Genomic DNA, 13791 nt, shown 5'->3' on the forward strand with positions numbered 1-13791 from the left:
GCCACTCGCTGATTCCCCTGAGTGGCGGGACATGTTTATGAGGTGTGTCGCGCTTTCGCCTGGATATCAATACTGATTGCCACGCGGTCATCAACCACCCCGGTAAAGCGATCCATATTAAAGGCCGAGCGAGAAATCGCCGTAGTGGCATGGAGAGACAACGCCTCTTCTCCAGATACGTTTCCGCCATGTTCTTCAAGCGTGGCGTCCAGAATAACGGGGCGTTGAATATTTTTTACCGACAGTGAACCGAAAACCCGAAAATGGCCATGACCTAGCGCCACCACCCTGCTGCTGGTGAACCTGATATCGGGATAGTGTTCAGCATCAAAAAATAGGCTGCTTTTTAACTGGTAAGTCAGCAGGCCGTTGGAAGCCTGTAACGTCGAGATGGGGATTTTCACATCAATACGGTCATCCATTTCCTTTTCAGCATCCAGTGTGATGTTTCCCGTCACGCCGTCGAGAGAAGCCTGTGAAAGGTGACCAAATGCTTGCCATGAAAGCGCAATGGCGGTTTTATCCGTGGCAATGGTGTAGTTGAGAGGCATAGCGTGCAACAGTGGGCTGATGAGCAGCCCGGCGGCCAAAACGGGAACGATGCGCGTCATAACAGGATTCTCCTAAAAGTAGACAACGTGTAAACGCACCAACGAACGAATTTATTCGGCCAATTTTCATTATTTTTATCAATGTGGAAGAAATTTGTCAGACGGGTGGCATCCCTTTCACCTCTGGCGTTCTCCCCCGAGGAAAAACCCAGTGCCAGTGGTAAGCAGGAATGCCGCTAAACCCCGCCAGATGCGACAAGATAACGGATGTTATTTCGCCTCTTTTTTCTTCACTCGCCCCTTACGCTGGTACGCTTTATTGTCAGCGATATACGCCAGATAGGCCGCACGCGTCAGGCCGCCAGTACGCTGGGCGAAGGCATCGTAGGTCGTATCAGGTGGAAAGCCAAACTCCGCCAATGCCTGTTCCCACGCCTCACGGTGTTCCGGTTTGTGCAACGTTCTATCGTAGTCAGGGAAACCGTTACCGGCGAAGCATTCGGCTGATACGCTGCTATAAGCCCCATTGTTCATATAGCTGCGCCCAGCCTTAAAAGCAGTATCCTGACTGGCTTTCTCGATCGAACAGGGCCCCCATGACAGGCGATAGCCACTTTTCTGTGCGCTGATGCTTGGGCCATAGCCAACCGGGAACAGAATGTCGTCTTCCGACAACGTTTTCGATCCCACATACTCATAGTTACCGCGCAGAAACGAGTTATCCATAACAATCGAGCACTTTTCAGACAAGGGTGATGCCACGATCTCCGACAGAGGGAGATTACGCTCGGTTGTGCGAAGCAGATAAGGTCGAACAAACAGCGGCATCGTCATCACATCATTCCAAATGCTGTGTTCCGCAAACAGTTCGTCCTTTTGCATCTGACGCAGGTTACCAATCACCAGAACATAGCCATCGGTATGCAAATCTATTTCGACCCGAAAGATATCGCCCGGAACCGTTTTATGCTGCTGGTTTTTCGCACTCATCAAGCGTTCCAGCTTGTGCGCATAATCCGCCGGCAATCGCTCGCGATAAGATCGCAGCCAGTCGACAATCTCTTCTTTAGTGGTCAAATGACGGCATTCTGGCAACGGTAGTCCGATTGAGTTGCGGTAATTACTGGCGTTGATATAACCGTAGCTTCCCGAGTTCAGCGTTCTGACGCCCGCAGAAAACACAATGCCATCGGCCATCACGCTGGAAACGCTGGTGTACGTCAGCTTCTTTTCTTTACCGCGCGCGGTTCTCGGCAAAATAACGTCACGTTCGCGCGTGTGAATAATGACGTCTTCTTCCTGATAATTTAACTCGGTGGCGGTAATGCGCTTACGGACCGTGTCGCCATCGAAGCAGATGAAATAGTCGTCACGCACGGTGATAATATCCCATTCAGACGACAACGGTTCCAGCCCGAAATAAGGGCGTAAGGCTTCCTGCATCCAGCTGTTTATCTGGTCAATCGGTTTCATCTTCAGCGCGGTTCCCAGTGGAATAATTGATTATTATGTCGTGACAGCTCTCGGTAAACGCCGAGAATCAGGCGCAATATCGCCTAAAAATCACGCCTCGCAGCTTATCTAATTTGAGCAAATAAACAAACACTTAACACCCATTTACGCTTCATTTCTCGTTTATCGCCTCTCATCAGGCTATGCTAACAACAGTGAGTTCGGGATGACGTAGAGACCATGCATAAGATTGTTTTTATAGAAGATGATACCGAGGTGGGGAAATTGATCGCAGCCTACCTTGGCAAGCATGACATTGATGTTCAGGTTGAAGCTCGGGGCGATCAGGCATTGGCCTTTATTGAACAACAGCAGCCCGACCTTGTGCTGTTGGACATCATGCTGCCCGGCAAAGACGGCATGACCATCTGTCGGGAATTGCGGCCACAGTACAGCGGCCCGATTGTGCTGCTGACCTCGCTGGACAGCGATATGAATCATATTCTGGCACTGGAAATGGGTGCCGATGATTACATTCTGAAAACCACGCCGCCCGCCGTGTTACTCGCCCGCCTGCGCCTGCATTTGCGGCAATACGCGACGGCACCCCAGGCCGTGACGGAAAACGCCGCGCCCGCCGCGTTGCAGGTGCATAAATCCCTGCACTTCGGCCTGCTCTGTATCGATCCGGTCAATCGGGAAGTGACATTAGGACAAGAGCACATCGTGTTATCCACCGCGGATTTCGATCTGCTCTGGCAGTTGGCGACCCACGCTGGTCATATCATGGACCGGGATGCGCTACTGAAAAATCTGCGCGGCGTGACCTACGACGGCATGGATCGCAGCATTGACGTCGCGATTTCCCGTCTGCGTAAGAAACTGTACGACAACCCGCTGGAGCCGTTCCGTATTAAAACGGTGCGCAACAAAGGCTATCTGTTTGCCCCCAATACCTGGGAGAGCGTCACGCTATGAGAAAGCTGTTCGTCCAGTTTTTTCTATTGCTGTTCGCCTGCTTTGTCGTCATGACACTTCTGGTCGGGCTTGTCTATAAAGTCACGGCCGAACGCGCCGGACGTCAGTCTATGGATGACCTGATGAAAAGCTCGCTGTATCTCATTCGTAATGAGCTGCGCGCGATTCCGCCCCGCGACTGGCATAAAACCATCAGCCAGCTTGATTTAAACCTGTCATTCAAACTGCACATCGAACCGGTGAGCAAATATGCGCTGAGCCCCAAGAACCGGCAGCGTCTGAATCAAGGGGAAATTATTGCGCTGGATGATGAATACACATTTATCCAACGCATCCCCCGCAGCCACTATGTTCTTGCCGTTGGCCCTATTCCTTATTTGTTCTTCCTGCACGAAATGCGGCTGCTGGATTTACTGCTGGTGATGCTCATCGGGCTGTCGCTGGCGTTGCCGGTTTTCCTCTGGATGCGCCCACACTGGCAGGCCATGCTAAAACTGGAGAATGCCGCACAGCGCCTCGGGGATGGTCATCTGGAGGAGCGCATTCACTTCGATAGCACCTCAAGCCTGTACCGGCTTGGCATCGCCTTCAACCGCATGGCGGATAACCTGAACCAGCTCATCAACAGCAAAAAGCAGTTGATTGACAATATTGCGCATGAACTGCGTACGCCGCTGGTCAGGCTGCGCTATCGGCTGGCCATGAGCGACAACCTGACAGAAGACGAGCAGCAGGCGTTAAACCGGGATATTGGTCAACTCGAAGCGCTGATTGACGAGCTACTGACGTATGCCAGACTCGACCGCCCGCAGGTAACGCTGCATCTTGCCGATATTGATATTCCTTCGTGGCTACAGGCAAAAGTTGACGATTTCCGCCTGATCCACCCTGACAAACACATCTCGCTGGACATGCCTCATTCAGCACAGATTGGTGCGCTCGATTTACGCCTGATGGAACGGGTATTGAATAACCTGATCGGCAATGGGTTGCGCTTCTGCCACAGCCGATTGCATGTCAGCCTGACGTCCGACGCCGAGCATATCGCGTGTCTGCAAGTCGAAGATGACGGCCCCGGAATTCCGCCCGACAGCCGGGAAAGCGTGTTTGAACCGTTTGTCCGTCTGGAAGCGGGTATCGAGAACAGCAGCGGTGGATGTGGGCTGGGGCTGGCGATTGTTCATGCTATCGCCCGGGCTTACGACGGTAGCATTACCGTGGATGACAGCCCGATCGGCGGAGCCCGTTTCCGTTTTTGCTGGCCAGTAAAAACCACAACAACGCAGGCCGCAATCGCCATTCAGCACTAGTACCGAGACGGCGGTCATTCCGCCGTTTCTCCCTGTCTTTCCCACTTTTGCTGGCTTGTACATTAGGTTACACGCCGAAACCAATCACTCACTGAAGCCGCCCTCTATTTCTCCTATTCTCTCTCTACCAGCCCGACTGAGGGCTACGAAACGTGAATGAGACAACGAGGAAATGATGATGAATAAAGTATTAGTTATGATCGCAGGTGCGGCACTGGGTCTGTCCTCTGTAGCGTTTGCCGCGGATACCGTAACCAGCGCACCCGCTCAGCCTACAGCGACCACTTCTGCGCCGGCTAAAGCCGTTCACCATAAAAAATCGGTGAAGAAAGCCCAACCAGCACCTGCTCAGAAAGCACAGGCTGCCAAAAAACACGTGAAGAAAGCTAAACCAGCCCCTGCACAGAAAGCACAGGCTGCTAAAAAACACGTGAAGAAAGCTAAACCAGCCCCTGCACAGAAAGCGCAGGCTGCCAAGAAACACGTGAAGAAAGCCAAACCAGCTCCTGCACAGAAAGCGCAGGCTGCCAAGAAACACGTGAAGAAGGCTAAACCAGCTCCTGCACAGAAAGCGCAGGCTGCTAAAAAACACCACGTGAAGAAAGCGAAAACGGCAAAACCAGCGACCACTACGCCAGCAGCGTAATCGGTAAGCACCCACGCCTTCCTCACGGGGAAGGCGTCACTTTCGGTTAGCCCTATTTGAAACCTATCTCTAAAGGCTTGCCGTAGAACAATCATCAAACACCCGGTTTACCGGGTGTTTATTTCATGGGGGGACGGGAGAATGATGCGGCGTTACTCATTTGAAATTATGTTATCCCTCGTTCTGCTCTGTGGCCTTATCACCCTGAGTTTTTTTCTCTAGCCGCAGGGTCTGCATCACGCAGTGATTAATCGCACCGCTATTAATCATGAGGTTATTGAACGTCAAAAACAGTAAACGTCAAAAATGTAGACAGCTAGCCAAATAAAGATTGTGGAGCAGTAAAGTTTTATCACTCAGCGCCGTTTATATCATTACACTCCGGGCAATACCGAGAACCGTATAATGAAAAGAACCCTGCAAATATCTGCCCTATTGCTGAGCACGCTGGTTGCGACATCCTATACCTTCGCCTCTTCCTCTCCATCGTCCGGTATCATCCGTTTTTCGGGTGCCATCGTCGAACCGGTCTGTGATGTGACAACACGCTCAAATAATGTGACCGTCAGCTGTGAACGACAAGGAGAAGTACAAACGCTACACGTGAACAACAGCGCACAACATGCTGCTTTGCCGCAAGGTATCGGTTCTGTGAGTTCAAAAACGCTAAGTCCAGATGCGCGTATCGTGATCGTCAGCTACGAATAAAACGAGCGTCATTCTCTGTACTGCTGATATGAAAATGCGACGCCACTTCAGATGGTGGCGTCGCATTTTGCGCATAAGGGGAGGATGAAATAAGCGCAATGATGTTATGCGATGCCTTTTACACTCAATAACATTTTAATTCTCAGTCCCTCACCAACAAATACATCTATAGTTAATTCAACGCGCTATATTTAGCGCCTTAAGATGACTCTTCTCATAAGGTTTATTTACTACATGCGCATATCAGCCTGGTTGTTATGTTCATTATCATTTATCGCCCCGTTCAGTTGGGCGGAATCCTCACCGACAGACACCGCCGCGCAGAAGCAGCAGCAAATCTTATTTTTCAACCATGACGATCGGGATATCGTTCCCGACACATCGGTCTGGCCGTGGCAAGCCATTGGACAGTTGGAAACCGCCAGCGGCAACCTCTGTACCGCGACGCTGATCTCACCACATCTGGCGCTGACAGCCGGGCACTGCGTGGTCACGCCACCGAAAGGTGAGATAGATAAACCCGTCGCGCTGCGTTTTCTGGCAACAGAAAATGGCTGGCGTTATGAAACAACGGAAATTGAAGCGCTGGCGAATAAAACGCTCGCTAAAAAACTGAAAGCCGACGGCGAAGGGTGGATCGTTCCCCCTTCAGCAGCACCGCTGGATTATGCGCTGATTCGGCTAAAGCAAACGCCACCTGGCATTCTCCCGCTCCCACTCTGGCAAGGCAGCCGCCAGGAGTTGATGCAGGCCTTGAAGGATAACGGCCAGCGCGTCACGCAGGCTGGTTACCCAGAGGATCATCAGGAAACGCTTTATCGTCATCAAAACTGTTTGATCACTGGCTGGGTTCACACCGCCGTTATGGCGCACCAGTGCGACACGCTGCCTGGCGATAGCGGCTCCCCGCTGATGCTGAACTCAGCAACAGGCTGGGTGCTCATGGGCATCCAAAGTTCCGCACCCGATGCCAGTGAACGCGATAGAGCCGATAATCGCGCCGTTTCCGTTACCGCTATTCGCCAGCAGTTAGAAACGTTAGCAAAACTAAGTTTACCAAAACCAGGTTCACCAAAACCGGACTCACCAAAATAACGCTAACGTTCCGCAGAAACGCACCGTCAGGCGGAAACCGGTATTCAGGATACCGCCTGACACCACCGTTTTCCGCCGATTTCATGGTACAAAAAAATATCTGTTCTATTCTTATCAGAGAGATAGGTTAATCATCCATATTGTCACCCCACAATGGGTATAACAATTATCAGGATGCTATTTTTATCTTATGGAAGCGGCCATTTTTTATAATTAGATTCCCCCTTTATTTGCAGAGCACGTTCTCAGCCAGACCGTTTATCTCTACTGGTAACTTACGGGAAAATATCATGAATCCATACGGCATACTGAAAACCTAAAACATGATTTAAGACAAAAAAACGCCCAAACCTTAACGGAAAGATAAAGCCGATATAATAAGTTACCTCAATTTTTAGCCTCTATGTTATTGTGTCGCCGTTAAATTAAATTGATGTTGTCGCGATTATTATTGCGGAAAGGAAGAGTCTACATGTTAAAACATTTGAGCCATGACGAAAAAAAACGCATGCAGACTCTCGACGAACTACAAAAAACCGATATATCTCAAGACGATATTCTTCGAAAACTCACGAAACTGGCCTGCCAACTCCTTGAAACCCCAACGGCTCTCGTGACGCTAACCGGTTCCAAATCTCTGCATGTCAAAGCGAAAACCCATTTTCCTCTGGATGATATGGATAAAATCGGTTCTTTCGACCATTTTACCGTACAAACGGGCCAATCCTTTATCTGCCCCGATGCCACTCAGGACGACCGTTTTAAAGACAGCCCTTACGTAACCAGCGAACCTTTTATCCGTTTTTACGCCGGTGTACCGCTGAAAACCAAAGACGGCTATTCCATCGGTACGTTCAGCGTCATCGATTATATCCCACGCACTTTCAGCAAGGTCCAATTGCGACTCCTGCATGACTTAGCGACCATTGCGATGGTGTTAATGGAATACCGCAACGCGATTGGGCTGATTGATGCAGTCACACTGTTACCCAATCGCCAACGCCTGATTGACGACATTAGCCACATTACCGACATCCACGAGCCCTACCTGCTAATTCTGATTGATACCATCGACATTTCTTACGCCTATGAAATGGGATGTGCGCTGGGTATGCCGACCGTAGAAGGCCTGCTGAAAGATATCGGCGTCTTTTTGCGTCTTAGCTTAAATTCATCAGACAATCTGTACTCTGCTGCCGTAGGCCGTTTCGCCCTGCTGGTGAAGGCCGATAGAAAAGAGCAGGTTCTGGCGGAGCTTGATGCCTGTGCTGAGCGGATCCATGAAAGTATCACCAGCCATATTCCGCTCAAGCTGGAGTTCTTCGTTGGCTATACCGAATTCCAGATTCCGGCCAAAGATCCGCAGCAAATCTTACGTGAATCGATGAGCGCACTGCGTGCCGCCATCCTCAGAAATATCCGCCAGTTCGCTTATGACCCTGAGGCCGATCAGGCGCAGCAAATCGCTTTTACCTTGCTCAATGAGCTGGCTGACGTGTTACAGAATAATAAACCGGGTCTCTATTTGGTTTACCAGCCGAAATTGAGCATTAAGACCAACACCGTGATTGGTGCCGAAGCGCTGATTCGCTGGCGACACCCTGAGTTAGGTGAAATTTATCCCGATCAATTTATTCCGCTAGCGGAAGGCACAACGCTGATGCGTCCATTAACGGACTGGGTCACGCGAGAAGCGGCATGCCAGGTGAAGCAATGGCGTCAGGAGGGGCTAACGTTCCCCGTATCGATTAACGTTTCTGCACGAAATTTTTCCGAGAATGACTTTATCCCACGCCTCATCACCATTCTGGAGAATCACGGCCTTACCCCTAAGGACATTGACATCGAGTGTGTCGAGACGCAGAAAATCATCGAAAGCACGGAAACGCTTGCCACTATCCAAACGCTGCAACAGCTCGGATTTACTATCGCGCTTGATGATTTCGGTACGGGATATAGCAACTTAAGCTATCTGCGCAATATTCCCTCTACGGTGATCAAGCTGGATAAATCGCTGATTAAAGATATAAAAACTGACCACAAAAGCCGCGTCATTGTGCAATCCATTATCAGCATGCTGCACAAACTGAATTACATTGTGCTGGCGGAAGGCGTAGAAAATAAGGAAACGCTCGACTATCTGGCTCACTTTGGGTGTGATGAAGTCCAGGGCTACTATTTTTCCCGGCCTATCCCACCCGATGCGTTCACCACCTGGTTAACAACGCGTTCGTCACAAACGTCTGCATAACATCCCCTTCAGGCGGGCTATTCAACCAACGGTACGGAGAACGCACATGACTCTTCTTACTCAACAAGATGCGCTCGCCATCAGACAGGCCATCGCGCTGCTGGAAGCCCCCTCTTTTACCATACAGGCAGCGAATCTGGTTGGAAAACCGATTGAATGGAGTCTGTCGAAGCTACCCGTCATGGTGAAAAATAAAATACAGGATGTGGTTCATTCCGCGCTCTACAAAGCGGTAGACGCCGCACTCTATACGCTAGACGATGCGCCTGATCGCGTCGCATCGCCAAAGACACACAAGCTGGTCGTTGCCGCTTCCGGTGCAGTCAGCGGTTTTTTTGGCGCGGCGGGCCTGCTGGTCGAACTGCCTATCAGCACCACGATCATGATGCGTTCCGTGGCGGATATTGCCCGCAGCGAAGGTTTCTCCCTCAGTGATTTTTCTGTCAAAGCCGCCTGTGTGGAGGTTTTCGCGCTCGGCGGGACACAAGAAAGCGACGACGCGACCGATTCTGCCTATTACACGTCACGCGCCGTTCTGGCCGATATCACCCGACATGCCAGCCGCGAATTAATCGGCATTGCTGGCAAGAAAAGCGCCGGGAAAGCGTCAGCCAGAATGAGTACCTCACAGGCAGGGAAAACGCTGGCAAAACTAATTGATGCGGTCGCTACCAGACTGGGCGTAACCATGACGGAAAAAATGGCCGCGCAGATTGTTCCGGTGATTGGTGCCGCCAGCGGTGCGGCCATTAATACGCTGTTTATTCACCACTACCAAAACATGGCGAAAGGTCATTTCATCATAAAACGTCTGGAACAGCAGTATGGTGAAGAAGCCATCAGGTCGGCTTACCTTGAGATCAAAAAGCAGCCCTTGCCGACCTGATGTGATACCGAGAGGATTACCCTTCTACCTGCTCCATCGCCTGCAACACGCGCTTATCCGAGATCGGGAACGGCGTTCCTAACTGCTGAGCAAAGTAGCTGACGCGCAGTTCTTCAAGCATCCAGCGCACCGCTTTCACATCGTCGTCATCACGTCGCTCCGCAGGCAGTTTATTCCACCACTGCTGCCACGCCTGTTGAACGTGCTCCACTTTCAGCATCTGCGCCCGGTCGCGGTGAACATCCTGCGCCAGTTTCTCCAGACGGCGCTCTATCGCGTGCAGATAACGCAGCACATCCGGCAGACGCTGCCAGCCGTTTTCGGTCACAAAGCCACGGAACACCAGCCCGTTCATCTGGCTCTTGATATCGCTTAACGCCAGCGCCATCGCCATATCTACACGCCCTTTCAGACGCTTGTTAATGGTGAAGACCGCCGTCAGGATTTGCTCAACCTGCCTGGCGATATCAACCACCGTATCGTTCAGTTCCGCGCGCACTTTTTCATGCAACTGCTGGAAGGCCTCTTCCTGCCAGACGGGACCACCGGATGATTCAATCAGCTTATCCACCGCGCAGGCGATACAGTCATCAATGAGATCCAACACCTTTCCGTACGGGTTGAAATAAAGACCGAGTTTCGCCTTGTTCGGCAGCTTTTCATGCAGATATTTAATCGGCGACGGAATGTTCAGCAATAACAGACGGCGCAGCCCCTGCCGCATCACCTGCTGTTGCTGGTGCGGCGTATCGAACAGGCGAATCGCCACGCTATCCTTTTCATCCACCAGCGCCGGATAGGCCTTGACAGAATAGCCGCCCCGCTTCTGCTCATAACAGTCCGGCAGCGAACCAAAGCTCCAGACGTGCAGGCCGCGCTGCTCCAGCCCGTCATCCACTACGGATGACAGCGTTTGCTGCACTTTATCCTTAAGCTGATCTTTCAACGCATTCAGGTCTTTGCCTTCGCGCTGCGTCCGATTCTTCTCATCGATAACGCGGAATGTGATTTTCAGATGATCGGGCACCTGATCCCACTGCCACGCCTCACGCGGTACCGTGACGCCCGTCATCAGCCTCAACTCACGTTCCAGCGCATCCAAGAGTCCTTTCTCTAATGGCGTAGTACGGGCCAGAAACGCTTCGGCATAGTTCGGCGCGGGAACAAAGTTACGACGTAACGGCTTAGGCAATGACTTAATCAGCGCGATCGTCAGTTCGCGGCGCACACCGGGAATCTGCCACTCAAAGCCCTCTTCACGCACCTGATTGAGAATAGGCAGCGGAATATGTACCGTGACGCCATCCGCATCTGCACCCGGTTCAAACTGATAGGACAAGCGTAATTTCAGGCTGCCTTGATGCCAGAAGTTCGGGTAGTCCAGCGCGCTCACCTTCTCCGCGCCGTCTTTAATCAACATGCTCTTTTCAAAATTAAGCAGGTCAGCATTATCCCGGCTGGCGGCTTTCCACCATGTGTCAAAATGGCGCGACGACACCACATCGTGCGGCAAGCGCTGATCGTAGAAAGCAAACAGCGTTTCGTCATCCACCAGAATGTCGCGGCGGCGCGATTTATGCTCGAGATCTTCCACTTCCGCCAGCAGTTTGAGGTTGGCGCGGAAAAAGGCGTGATGCGTTTGCCAGTCGCCTTCCACCAGCGCGTGGCGGATGAACATTTCACGCGCCAGCGTCGGATCGATTTGGCTGTAGTTCACCTTGCGCGCCGCGACAATCGGCAGCCCGAAGAGCGTCACCTTCTCCTGCGCCATCACCGTGCCCTGCGCTTTCTCCCAGTGAGGATCGCTGTAGCTCCGCTTAATCAGGTGCTGGGCCAGCGGCTCAATCCATTCGGGTTCAATACGCGCGGCAATGCGTCCCCACAGGCGGCTGGTTTCCACCAGTTCAGCGACCATCGTCCACTTAGGCGGCTTTTTGAATAGCCCAGAGCCAGGGAAAATCGCAAACCGTGCGTTACGCGCGCCGCTGAATTCCTGTTTCTCAATATCTTTCTGCCCGATATGCGACAACAAGCCAGTGAGCAGCGCGCAGTGAATACTCAGGTAATCAGCCGGTTCACTGTTGACCGGCAGCCCCAGTTCTTTCACTACCTGACGCAGCTGCGTGTAGATATCCTGCCATTCACGCACGCGCAGATAGTTAAGGAAATCCGTGCGGCATTGGCGGCGGAACTGGCTGGAAGACAGCGCCTTTTGCTGGTCACGCAGGTAATCCCACAGATTGACGAAAGCCAGAAAATCGGAGTCTTTATCGGCAAAACGACGGTGTTTCTCATCCGATGCCTGCTTCTTATCCATCGGCCTTTCGCGTGGATCCTGAATCGACAGCGCAGCGGTGATGATCATCACTTCACGCACACAGCCGGTTTTACGCGCTTCCAGCACCATTCGCGCCAAACGCGGATCGATCGGCAATTGCGCCAGCTGTTGCCCCTGCGGCGTCAGGCGATAATGCCCGTTCTCGGCCAGATTAATCGCGCCTAACTCTTCCAGCAACCGCACGCCGTCCTGAATATTGCGCTTATCCGGCGCTTCAACAAACGGGAACGCGGCGATATCGCCTAGCCCCAACGACGTCATTTGCAGAATAACGGAAGCCAGATTGGTGCGAAGAATTTCGGGATCGGTAAATTCAGGCCGCGACAGGAAATCCTGTTCGGAATAGAGACGGATACACACCCCAGCGGCGACACGGCCGCAGCGTCCTTTACGCTGATTCGCCGACGCCTGCGAGATCGGTTCAATCGGCAGACGCTGTACCTTGGTGCGAAAGCTGTAGCGGCTGATACGCGCGGTGCCCGGATCGATGACATAGCGAATCCCCGGTACGGTAAGCGAGGTTTCCGCCACGTTGGTCGCCAGCACAATGCGGCGGCCGTGATGTGACTGAAAGACGCGGTTCTGTTCCTGATTCGACAGGCGCGCGTACAGCGGGAGGATCTCGGTATGCGGCAAGTCCAGACGGGTCAACGCCTCTGCCGTATCGCGAATTTCACGTTCACCGCTCATGAAGACCAGAATATCCCCCGGCCCTTCGCGCGTCAGTTCATCGACCGCATCAAAAATCGCCTGTAGCTGATCGCGCTCGCTGTCATCCGCATCTTCCACCACGGGGCGATACCGCACATCGACCGGATAGGTCCGGCCGGACACTTCAATGATCGGCGCGTTATTAAAGTGGCGAGAGAAGCGCTGTGGATCGATGGTGGCCGACGTAATAATCACTTTTAAATCAGGACGCTTTGGCAGCAGCTGGCGCAAATAGCCCATGATGAAATCGATATTCAGGCTGCGTTCGTGCGCTTCATCGATGATCAGCGTGTCGTACTGCATCAACAGGCGATCCTGCTGAATTTCCGCCAGCAGAATACCGTCGGTCATCAGTTTGACCAGCGTATTGTCACCGACCTGATCGTTAAACCGGACTTTATAACCTACGCTGCCACCTAGCGGCGTTTCCAGCTCGGCAGCAATGCGGTCAGCAACGGTTCTGGCTGCCAGACGACGCGGCTGCGTGTGACCAATCAGGCCGTGCACGCCGCGCCCCAGTTCGAGGCAGATTTTCGGTAGCTGCGTGGTCTTACCCGATCCCGTTTCACCGGCGACGATAATCACCTGATGATGACGCAGCGCCTCCAGTATCTCGTCTTTTTTCTGGCTAACGGGCAACTGTTCGGGATAGTGAATCGCCGGACAGCTTGCCCGTCGGTTCTCGACTTTCTGGCGCGCAGCAGCGATTTCCCCCTCAATTTCCTGAGCGATCGCCGCCTGAGCCTGCGGGCTGCTGACCTTTGCCGCGCCCTGTAAACGGCGGCGCAGGCGTTGCCGATCGCGAAGCATTAGCTCACTTAACTGCGTAGATAATGCACTGAGAGGTGATTTCACGTTGCTCTTC

The 13791-nt window shown here is 52.4% G+C and carries 10 protein-coding genes; 7 read left to right on the forward strand and 3 right to left on the reverse strand.

Features of this window, described 5'->3' with window-relative positions:
* Positions 1–35: 35 nt before the first annotated feature.
* Both BUB06_RS02820 and BUB06_RS02825 read right to left on the reverse strand, forming a co-directional pair.
* Positions 36–611 carry a YceI family protein gene (locus BUB06_RS02820; protein WP_039471777.1) on the reverse strand — a complete coding sequence of 192 codons (576 nt, stop codon included), beginning with the start codon at positions 609–611 and terminating at the stop codon, positions 36–38.
* Between the two features lie 210 nt (positions 612–821).
* Positions 822–2024, reverse strand: coding sequence for an immunity 26/phosphotriesterase HocA family protein (locus tag BUB06_RS02825; RefSeq protein ID WP_080726769.1), 1203 nt, complete (start codon positions 2022–2024; stop codon positions 822–824).
* A gap of 219 nt (positions 2025–2243) precedes the next feature.
* On the opposite strand from BUB06_RS02825, the gene rstA reads away from it, so the two are divergent.
* The 7 genes from rstA to BUB06_RS02860 all read left to right on the forward strand — a co-directional run bounded on the left by rstA (position 2244) and on the right by BUB06_RS02860 (position 9877).
* Positions 2244–2981, forward strand: a complete 738-nt coding sequence (rstA, locus tag BUB06_RS02830; RefSeq protein WP_039471776.1) for a two-component system response regulator RstA — start codon at positions 2244–2246, stop codon at positions 2979–2981.
* On the forward strand, positions 2978–4291 hold the full coding sequence (gene rstB, locus BUB06_RS02835; protein ID WP_039471773.1) for a two-component system sensor histidine kinase RstB: 1314 nt from the start codon (positions 2978–2980) through the stop codon (positions 4289–4291). Before rstA ends, rstB begins: the two co-directional genes overlap by 4 nt.
* 178 nt (positions 4292–4469) lie before the next feature.
* Positions 4470–4937: an acid resistance repetitive basic protein Asr gene (gene asr, locus BUB06_RS02840; RefSeq protein ID WP_039471771.1), complete on the forward strand. Its 468-nt coding sequence runs from the start codon at positions 4470–4472 to the stop codon at positions 4935–4937.
* A gap of 405 nt (positions 4938–5342) precedes the next feature.
* On the forward strand, positions 5343–5645 hold the full coding sequence (locus tag BUB06_RS02845) for a type 1 fimbrial protein (RefSeq protein WP_039471769.1): 303 nt from the start codon (positions 5343–5345) through the stop codon (positions 5643–5645).
* A gap of 234 nt (positions 5646–5879) precedes the next feature.
* Entirely contained in the window at positions 5880–6740 is an 861-nt protein-coding gene (locus BUB06_RS02850) for a trypsin-like serine peptidase (protein ID WP_039471767.1), read from the forward strand.
* 472 nt (positions 6741–7212) lie between these two features.
* Positions 7213–8991, forward strand: coding sequence for a sensor domain-containing phosphodiesterase (locus BUB06_RS02855; RefSeq protein WP_039471766.1), 1779 nt, complete (start codon positions 7213–7215; stop codon positions 8989–8991).
* Positions 8992–9037: 46 nt separating this feature from the next.
* Positions 9038–9877 carry an EcsC family protein gene (locus BUB06_RS02860; protein WP_039471764.1) on the forward strand — a complete coding sequence of 280 codons (840 nt, stop codon included), beginning with the start codon at positions 9038–9040 and terminating at the stop codon, positions 9875–9877.
* Positions 9878–9893: 16 nt separating this feature from the next.
* Here the strand turns inward: BUB06_RS02860 and hrpA are convergent, their stop codons facing one another.
* The gene (hrpA, locus tag BUB06_RS02865) at positions 9894–13781 is read right to left on the reverse strand and encodes an ATP-dependent RNA helicase HrpA (protein ID WP_039471762.1); all 3888 of its coding nucleotides are present in this window, start codon (positions 13779–13781) and stop codon (positions 9894–9896) included.
* Positions 13782–13791 lie beyond the last annotated feature (10 nt).

This window comes from Pectobacterium carotovorum (assembly GCF_900129615.1).
GTDB classification, from domain to species: domain Bacteria; phylum Pseudomonadota; class Gammaproteobacteria; order Enterobacterales; family Enterobacteriaceae; genus Pectobacterium; species Pectobacterium carotovorum.